The sequence below is a fragment of the Actinomyces succiniciruminis genome (assembly GCF_900002405.1).
Classification (GTDB): Bacteria; Actinomycetota; Actinomycetes; order Actinomycetales; family Actinomycetaceae; genus Actinomyces; species Actinomyces succiniciruminis.
This window is the reverse complement of sequence record NZ_LK995458.1, coordinates 1-9,342: the sequence shown is the minus strand read 5'-3', so window position 1 is coordinate 9,342 and position 9,342 is coordinate 1. Positions and strand designations below refer to the sequence as shown.

Sequence of the window (9,342 nt, the reverse complement as noted above, 5' to 3'; positions counted from 1 at the left end):
CAGACGGTTAACTGGCGTTGTTAACCCCGAACCGGCGTAGTAGATGTCAGACACCGAGGGAGGCCGGGGCGTGGAAGCAGCAGGCTACTGCCCGGGACGCCCGCGGCGATCGCGAACAAGCAGGATGACTTCTACGCATAGGCCGGCAAGCAGGATCCAGCGCACGATGCTCCACACGGCTGCGGGCAGGAAGCTGAAGCACACGGCGGTGACCAATGCCCAGACCAGGAGTGTGCGCAGGTGGCGCGGGGAGTTCAGGTACAGGCTGTCGGTGGAGCCGGTGCGAGCAGAATCCATGGCTACTTCTTTCAGGGACGGCGGTTAGCGGTGTAGCTCACTGTAGTTGTTGCAGATCCCCGAGTCCGCGCAGGGTACGGCGATTCGGAGGACGGAGGGCGACGGCCCTGGGGCCGACGGTTCATACAGTCGGCATTTGTATGCTCTCTGCATGTCAACGACGATCGACGTCTACTCCACGACGGACGTCTTCCCGCTGGTGCATCAGACCCGGGCGCGAACCGAGATGCTGTTCCGCGAGCTCCTGGCCAGGCACGGCATCGACTCGACCCTTGACGTGACTGCCTTCTACCCGCGGGAGCGGGGCGAGGAACTGCGCATGGTCCCGCCCGACGTGCGCTGGACGCCGGGTTTGGAGATTGGATTCGGATACTGGCTCAACGGTGTGTGGGATAGCGACTCGTGGCCGGAGTGCCTTGTGCGCGACGATGACGACCTCATCAATGATGACGATCCCGATGCCCTCGCCTACCCCGCGTTCATCGGACGCTGGGGATTGCTTCCCGAGCTTGCCCACCGGCTCGCCCCGGAGACGCTTGACCTGATCGACGCACGTCGGCATTACTGGAGCGAGTACCGCAACGCCGCTGGGCCAGCCGTTGCATCGACCGGTTACGGCCTGGCCGCGGCGGCGCTCGCGGAGGCCACCGACGGCGTTATTGCATCCTTCGATAGTGCCTTCGAATTAGAGCACAACGGTGAGACCGCAGAGGAGTTCCTCTCCTGGTGGGGCGACCATCAGATCAACTTCTACGGGAAGAAGCAGTTCCTCCGGTCCCACATAATTAATTAGCCTTGACCACCCAGTCGATCAGGCAATTGCCGACTACAGGCAGGGTGTGGCGCTGATGTGTGAACAAGGTATCTGCGGTAAAGGAGTACTCGTGAGATACAGGTCGCTGTCCAGGCGCACATTAATTAAGCGTCCGCGCATAATGACACCTCGTGTATGTAGTCGGAATGCTTCTTCACGATATCGCTGACGTCTACGTTGACCACGCCTCCACAGGGGTCAATTAAACCGGTTGACCCGGCCGCCTTGCCCCCTAGCTTGGCAGCGCGATAGAGGTGCGCGAGGACTTTGTCATTGGTGGAGAAGTAGTTATAGATCTTGCCGGTGGCGCCTGCGGAAAGCTTGTTGCAGTCGGCGGTTGCGGGGAATGCGGCGCCGAGTAGGTGGGCGGTGACGACGGGAGAGGGCTCGTTATCGGCGGCCAGTCCGATCATTGCCGTCGCCATTACCGCTGCGCCAAGGCTGTGCCCGATGAGCACGAACCCCTGCCTGTTCTCGGTGCGCCGGAGGATGGCTGCGAGAGTTGTGCCTGCCGCCGAGGAGTTCCGTAGTGCCACGGACCAGGGATTGAGCGCCATTTCCGCGGCTCCAGTTATCATCTGGAAAGGGCCAAGTCTTTTGACTGCCGAGCGGGTCGCCCTGAGGCCCGCTTTGCCCACCTTGGTGATGCCGCGCCGAAGCCCGGCTCCCTCACCGGTAATGGTCGCAATGTCCCGCTTCTGCTTTGCACCCCAGCGGACCCGATACACGGCATTGTTCGGATAGCCGGTGTCAATAAGCCTTTTCCAGTTCGCCCAGGAGTCGTCATTGTCGGTGAGGAAGCCGGAAGAATACACAACCGCGGGTCCGTCGCCATCACGCAAGCACTCGATGTCGAAGGAGGAGTCATCGCCGAGGTATGCGCTGCCGACCCGCAAACCGTAGGCGCTGCCCGCAGCGCCGCCCGCGGCGGAGACAACCAGGGTTCCGCCGGCCATGCCGAGCCCTCCGGTGGCTATTGAGCCTCCGCCGAGTAGTGCGAGGCCATAGCTTGACGCGGCAGCACCTGACAGTGCTGTTCCTGTGCCCATGGAGGCGGCTGCGCCTACCATGCCGCCGATCGCCGGTGCGGCGAAATAAGCCGCAGGAACAGCCAGGACGGTTATCCCCGCGGTGACCGCCCCTCGCTTGGTGAGACTGGTGACGTTACGGCGCTTGTACTCGAACAGATCGGGCCAGTGTTCGAGATCCTCGATGGTTGCGTCCTTAGTCTCAAAATCCGGGACCTCGTGGGAGTGCTCTGCGCAAACCGGCAGTGACAGGCCACGGGTGCCGGTTACGCCCATTCCGCGTATCGCCATGTTCGGGCAACCGGGGATCGCGCACCTGGTGGTGATCACTCCACAGTTTCGACAGCACCATGCGTCATACCAGTTTGCCGGTACGTCGAGTGCTCTGTGGACCCCTTTTGCCAGGCACGCGGAACACCAGGCGTTACGATCGTGCTGAGTGGACTCACGCTCACCGAATCCATGAATCTGCGCCAGCTTCAGGAGTAGTTTCTCCGCGTCGTCTGTTTGTGCGCGCAAGCGCCCTTGAATGACGTCGAGCGGGTCGGGCTGCTGCTTTCTCCATAGACGGCTGATCCTGACAAATCGCTCTGCTTCCTCCTCCGCAGAGGTGGAATTGTCCGTGGCATCGGCCGCGGCATCCGGCTCGGCGCCGTCGTCGGTGGGAGTATCGGCGACTGAATCTGCCTGGTCTGCGTGCATGTCCGTGGTTGCGGTTGTTCCGTTCTCCACGTCGGCCTGTGCCACATTATTAACGGCAGTACGCTGCGCCTTCTTGGCGACGACGAACGCGTGCAGCGCGGCGGTGAGCGCCGGGTTCATGGTCAGACGGTCTACGCCAATGAACTCGGGGGTACCGTCTGCGCCGGGCCAAGTCTCTGTGAGAGTCTCTCCGCTGGTGAGAGTAAGCACCGCCTTGGCTCCCTCTCTGCCTTTAGGCGTATAACGAACCTTCGCGGAGGATGAGCTCATGGGGTCTCCTGTGCTCTCGTGGCATATGTGAACCGCCGTGGTTCACGCCGACGAGCATACCTGCGACGGTGTCACGGTAAAGACTTGTATGAGGTAACACTGCAAAGACGAATCGCCGCGCTCGCATGCACGACTAGGCGACGGGAGCCCGGGCTGCAAGGGGGCGGGTGAACTCATGGCATGCGCTTGGCGGTGGGCGGCGCCGGTTCACCCGGAGCCTGGGATCGCTGGTGTGCGCCTCGGGCATCGTGCCCGGCGGCACCCGGGCCCGAGGGCGGTTGCGATTGATTCCAGATTTCGGTATTGCGCCCGCCGGAGGGTCGGCACACCTATGCTGCCCTGCGTGAGCCAGTCACCCCAGAACCAGTCCCGCGTCGGCGCCCTCCTCGATGAGCTTTACTTCAACGCTCAGACGCAGCGGGGCAAGGGAACGAGCTTCGAGCGCCTGGTGCGGCAGTTCCTCCTGACCGACCCCCGTTACGCCGAGCGCTTCGACGAGGTCTGGATGTGGAGGGACTGGCCGGATCGCGGCACCCGCCCGGATCGCGGCGTCGACCTGGTGGCTCGCGAGCGTGACACCGGCGAGCTGTGCGCGGTGCAGTGCAAGTTCTACGACCCGGAGTCCCAGGTCACCAAGGCCGACGTCGACTCCTTCCTGGCCGAGTCGGGCACGGGTGAGTTCACTTCGCGCCTGTTCGTGTCCACCACCGACAAGTGGAACTCCGCGGCCGCATCCACGGTGGAGAACCAGGCTATCCCGGTCTCCCGCATCGGCCTGAAGGACCTGTTCAACTCCACCATCGACTGGGACAAGTTCAACCTGGCCACTCCGGAGGTCATGGAGCGTGCCGGGCGTAAGACGCTGCGCGAGCACCAGCGGCGTGCGCTGGATGCGGTGACCCAGGGGCTCGCGACAGCCGACCGCGGTAAGCTCATCATGGCCTGCGGCACCGGTAAGACCTTCACTTCGCTGCGCATTGCCGAGGCCATGGCTGGAAGTGGCGGGGGGGCAGCGCTATTCCTGGTCCCCTCCATTGCACTGCTGTCGCAGACACTGCTTGAGTGGAGCGCGGAGGCCCAGGCGCCGCTGCGCTCATTCGCGGTCTGCTCTGACAACAAGGTCGGTAAGGGCCGCGGCAAGACGGACCTGAGCGAGGACATCTCGGTGGTTGACCTGGCGATCCCCGCCACCACCGACGCCGAAGCCCTCGCCCGCAGGCTCACCCGGCGCGCCGCTCCCGTCGACGGCGTGACCCCCATGACGGTGGTCTTCTCCACCTACCAGTCCATCGACGTCGTCGCCCGGGCACAGGGGCTCGGAGCACCGGACTTCGACCTGATCATCTGCGACGAGGCCCATCGCACCACCGGCGCCACGCTCGCCGGAGCGGACGAGTCCGCCTTCGTCCGCGTGCACGACAACACCTACCTGCGCGGCCGCAAGCGCCTGTACATGACGGCGACTCCCCGCATCTACGACGACTCCACCAAGGCGCGCGCCGGCCAGAAGAACGCGGTGCTCGCATCCATGGACGACGCCGACACCTACGGCGAGGAGCTCTTCCGCCTAGGCTTCGGCGAGGCGGTCTCCCGTAACCTGCTCACCGACTACAAGGTGCTGGTCCTGACCGTGTCCGAGGACGCCGTCGCCTCCCGCATGCAGTCCTCCCTTGCGCGCAACGGCGAACTCACCCTGGATGACGCGGCTCGCATCGTCGGCTGCTGGAACGCGCTGGCCAAGCGCTCCGTGAACCTGTCCGAGTACGGCACCGACATTCAGCCCATGCGCACCGCCGTCGCCTTCGCCCGGGACATCAGGAGCTCCAAGCGTTTCGCCGCGTCCTTCAACGACGTCGCCGAGGACTACCGCAGCGGCATGCCCGAGTGGGACGACGCCGTCGCTCCGGCGGGCGGCGATGGTGCCGGGCCGCAGCGGCGGCTGGGGTCGGTCGAGGTCAGGCACGTGGATGGCTCCATGAACATCATGGAACGCAACCGCCTGCTGGGCTGGCTCTCGGGTGAGGGCCCGGACGGTCCGGGAGCGTCGTCGTCGGGCGCCGGGAGTAGCGAGGACGGCGACGACGGGGCAGTGTCGTGCCGGGTGCTGTCCAATGCCCGCTGCCTGAGCGAGGGCGTGGACGTGCCCGCCCTGGACGCGGTCATGTTCCTCTCCCCGCGCAAGTCCCAGGTGGACATTGTGCAGTCCGTGGGGCGGGTCATGCGGCTGGCTCCGGGCAAGCGCTACGGCTACATCATCCTGCCGGTGGCCATTCCCACGGGCATGGCCCCGGAGGACGTGCTGGCCGACAATGACACCTTCCGTGTGGTGTGGGAGGTGCTGCAGGCGCTGCGCGCGCACGACGAGCGCTTCGATGCCATGGTCAACAAGATCGACCTCAACCGGTCCAAGCCGGACAAGGTCGCCATCATCGATCCCTTCGGCCCGCCCGCCTACGACCCCGACGACGACGCGGTTGATCTGGGTGAGCAGGCGGCCTTCGACCTGGCTTCGCTGGGCAAGTGGAAGGAGGCGATCTACGCGCGCCTGGTCCAGAAGGTCGGCAGCCGCCGCTACTGGGAGCAGTGGGCCAAGGACGTCGCCCAGATCGCCGCCCGCCACCGCACCCGCCTGGAGCAGCGGGTGGCGGACCCGGCGGTCGCCCCGGAGTTCACGCACTTCCTCGATGCCTTGCGGGCCAACCTCAACGACTCGATCACCCCGGCCTCCGCGATCGACATGCTCTCCCAGCACCTGGTCACCAAGCCGGTGTTCGACGCCGTATTCGACGGCTACGACTTCTCCGCCACCAACCCGGTGGCTCAGGTGATGGGGCGGATGCTGCGCGTGCTCGACGGCGCCAACCTGGAGGCGGAGACCGAGGAGCTGGAGGGCTTCTACACCTCCGTGCGCGAGCGCTGCGCCGGCATCGACAACGCCGACGGCAAGCAGCGCATCATCACCGAACTGTACGAGAAGTTCTTCTCTCAGGCCTTCACTAAGACGGCGAAGTCCCTCGGGATCGTGTACACGCCGGTGGAGATCGTCGACTTCATCCTGCGCAGCGTTGACCACCTGTCCCGTGAGCACTTCGGGAGGGGCATCACCGACGCGGGCGTGCACGTGCTGGACCCCTTCACCGGTACCGGCACCTTCATTGTGCGCCTGCTGCAGTCCGGGCTGATCGCCCCTGCCGACCTGGCCCGCAAGTACGCCGGCGAGTTGCACGCCAATGAGATCCTGCTGCTGGCCTACTACATTGCGACGGCGAACATTGAGGTCGCCTACCGCGACCTGCTCGCTCAGGAGCAGCAGTCCGGGAACGACGCCGGTGCCGGGGCGCAGGGTGCGGACGACGGCGGCTATGTGCCCTTTGATGGGATCGTGCTGGCTGACACCTTCCAGATGAGCGAGGGCGAGGGCACCTTGGACACGAGCTTCTTCGTGGCCAACAACGACCGCGCCGCCGCCCAGCGCAAGCTGGACATTCGGCTGATCGTCGCCAACCCGCCCTACTCGGTGGGGCAGGAGTCCGCCAATGACAACAACGCCAACCAGCGCTATCCGGACCTGGACCGGCGGATCGCCGAAACCTACGCGGCCCGCTCGACGGGCACCAACAAGAACTCCCTGTACGACTCCTACCTGCGGGCCATCCGCTGGGCCAGTGACCGGCTCGGGGACGCCGGGGTGATTGGCTTCGTCACCAATGGCGGCTTCATCGATGCCAACACCGCCGACGGCGTGCGGCTCAGCCTGGCGGAGGAGTTCGCGCATGTCTACGTGTTCAACCTGCGGGGCAATCAGCGCACCGCCGGGGAGCTCTCGCGCCGTGAGGGAGGGAAGGTATTCGGAGGCGGCTCGCGCGCGACCGTCGCGATTACCTTCTTGGTGAAGGACCCCGCCCACAGCGGGCCGGCGGTGCTGCACTACCGGGACATCGGCGACTACCTGAGCCGCGAGGACAAGCTGCGCATCGTGGACGACTCGCGCATCGAGACCATGGACTGGGAGACGATCACCCCCAACGCCGCCGGCGACTGGATCAACCAGCGCGACCCGCGCTACGGAAGCTGGCAGCCAATCGGCGAAGAGCAGGCACCGGTTTTCGAGTCCTACTCGCGTGGAGTAGAAACCGGACGCGACGCATGGGTCTACAACTTCTCCGCGGCGACTCTGCGGGAATCCTGCCAGCGCCTCATCGGTACTTATGACGCCGAGCGCGGGCGCGTCCACCGTGACCACGCCGCCGAGCTGGCCGCGGGTGTTGCGGCGAAGGACCTGGTCACCACGGACGAGACCCAGATCAAGTGGACGTCAGGACTCTTCACCGACCTGACGAAAGATCGTGCCATCAGCTACAACGCGCACGCCACCTACACGGGCCTCTACAGGCCCTTCTGCAAGCAATGGCTGAACGCCTCCGACGGGATCATTCACAGGCCGGCAGTCCTGCACCGCTACTTCCCCACGCCGGCGCACGACAATCTAGGAATAGCAGTAATGGGTCCGAGGCCCGCTGCTACGTTTGCAGCTCTCATGACGTCCACCCTCCCAGACGTAGCGTTGTTTACCTACACGGTGCAGTTCTTCCCTCGCTGGACCTGGGAGCCGGTCGACCAGCCCGCCCGGGACGCGGGCATGCTCGACCTGGGAGCGGGGGCGAGCGGCGTCGTCGGCAATGATGGGGGGATCCCGGACGGTGAGGGTGCGGGCGAGGTGATCGGCGGCTACCGCCGCGTCGACAACATCACCGACGCCACCCTGCGTACCTACCGGGAGGCCTACGGGCCGACGGTCAGCAAGGATGACGTCTTCTACTACGTCTACGGGCTGCTGCACTCGCCCGACTACCGCAGCCGCTACGGCGCGGACCTGAAGAAGTCCCTGCCGCGCATCCCGCTAGTGGCGTCCCGCGCGGACTTCGTCGCCATCGCCACCGCCGGGCGCGGCCTGGCCGACCTCCACCTGGACTACGAGACCGTGGAGCCATGGGAGCTGAGCCTGACCGTTGACGGGAAGGACATGCCCTGGGCGGAGCGCGACACGATTGACCCGGCTTTGCTGCACGTGACCAAGCTGCGCTACGCCAAGACCCGGGTGGACGGAAAGCCGGTCGCCGACAAGACCAGCATCGTCTACAACGAGCACGTGACCGTGTCTGGCATCCCGGAGACGACGCAGGACTACCTGCTGGGCTCGCGCAGCGGCCTGGACTGGATCATCGACCGCTACCAGGTCAAGCCCGACAAGGCCTCCGGCATCGTCAACGACCCCAACGAGTGGATGGCCGAGGGAGCGGGCCAGGGCGAAATGGCGGCGCCCCAGCGCCGCTACCTGCTCGACCTCATCGCCCGCGTCACCACCGTCTCCGTGCGTACCCAGCAGATCGTGGACGCGCTGCCCCCGCTGGACGTGCGCGACTAGTCTCTGTTGGCGCCGTCCCGTTTGGTTTCCGCGGCGAACACTGGGTTAATGCTTATCGGTGCGCAGAAGTGTTTCGTGATCACGGCCACCGTAGTAGACAGCGAGGATCTCAACAGCCTCATCGGTCACGGCGAAGGCGATGGCGGCTTGGCGTCGAAAGCCGACGGTACGTAAGCCAGGCCTAATGTCATCGCGAGCGTGCCCCAGCATCGGGAAGTCGCCCAAAGCCTCGCATCGGTCCATAGGTGCTGATACATACAGCAGTGCCCGGTTGGGGAATCCTGACTCGTCCGCGATCCAACGATACAGATCAGCCAGGTGGCCTTGCGCCCGCTGGGATAGACGACGTGGCGCGACGGCGCTTCAGGCTCCGGACGCTTATTGGGCATGGATGCCGGCGATGTGTGCGCGCACTGCTTCGAGAGACAAGGCGCGGGTGGGATCCTCGCGTAGCTCGTCATAGGCCGGGCCCACTTCGTCGCGCAGCCATGAATCGAGAGCTTCTTCGCGACTGAACAACTCGCGGAGCCCGTCTACGACGGCTGTACTCCGGCTGGCGTACGCGCCTGGTGCCACACGCTGATCCAGCTCAGCGGCCAGACCGTCCGGCACGGTGATGGTCAGCGTCCTGCTCACCGGGGCTCCTTCCGTCGTCGTTCCGACTCTATGCGTCCGTTGCGAAGCGCAAAAGGATGCTTGTGGGGCGGCTCGGCCGGCAGGTCGTGGGTTCTGGTCGGGTAGCTGGCTGCGGAGGAGGTCGTTTGCAACGCCTCCTCCCCGTTAACAACGCTACTTAACGTTCTGCT

6 protein-coding genes are annotated in these 9,342 nt (G+C 65.2%); 2 read left to right on the top strand and 4 right to left on the bottom strand.

The window, feature by feature from the left end; genetic code table 11:
- Window positions 1-84: 84 nt before the first annotated feature.
- On the bottom strand, window positions 85-297 hold the full coding sequence (locus tag BN1056_RS00110; protein WP_073333387.1) for a hypothetical protein: 213 nt from the start codon (window positions 295-297) through the stop codon (window positions 85-87).
- Between the two features lie 151 nt (window positions 298-448).
- Here BN1056_RS00110 and BN1056_RS00105 point away from each other — a divergent pair, with 151 nt between their 5' ends.
- Window positions 449-1,090: a hypothetical protein gene (locus BN1056_RS00105; protein ID WP_210578122.1), complete on the top strand. Its 642-nt coding sequence runs from the start codon at window positions 449-451 to the stop codon at window positions 1,088-1,090.
- Window positions 1,091-1,215: 125 nt separating this feature from the next.
- Here BN1056_RS00105 and BN1056_RS00100 read toward each other — a convergent pair whose 3' ends face one another.
- Window positions 1,216-3,111 carry a DUF726 domain-containing protein gene (locus tag BN1056_RS00100; RefSeq protein WP_210578120.1) on the bottom strand — a complete coding sequence of 632 codons (1,896 nt, stop codon included), beginning with the start codon at window positions 3,109-3,111 and terminating at the stop codon, window positions 1,216-1,218.
- 343 nt (window positions 3,112-3,454) lie between these two features.
- Between BN1056_RS00100 and BN1056_RS00095 the strand changes: the two genes are divergently transcribed.
- Window positions 3,455-8,536: a DEAD/DEAH box helicase gene (locus tag BN1056_RS00095; protein WP_244671407.1), complete on the top strand. Its 5,082-nt coding sequence runs from the start codon at window positions 3,455-3,457 to the stop codon at window positions 8,534-8,536.
- Between the two features lie 45 nt (window positions 8,537-8,581).
- Here the strand turns inward: BN1056_RS00095 and BN1056_RS00090 are convergent, their stop codons facing one another.
- Both BN1056_RS00090 and BN1056_RS00085 read right to left on the bottom strand, forming a co-directional pair.
- On the bottom strand, window positions 8,582-8,833 hold the full coding sequence (locus BN1056_RS00090) for a type II toxin-antitoxin system RelE/ParE family toxin (RefSeq protein WP_244671408.1): 252 nt from the start codon (window positions 8,831-8,833) through the stop codon (window positions 8,582-8,584).
- 81 nt (window positions 8,834-8,914) lie between these two features.
- On the bottom strand, window positions 8,915-9,172 hold the full coding sequence (locus tag BN1056_RS00085) for a ribbon-helix-helix domain-containing protein (protein ID WP_210578117.1): 258 nt from the start codon (window positions 9,170-9,172) through the stop codon (window positions 8,915-8,917).
- Window positions 9,173-9,342: the final 170 nt, after the last annotated feature.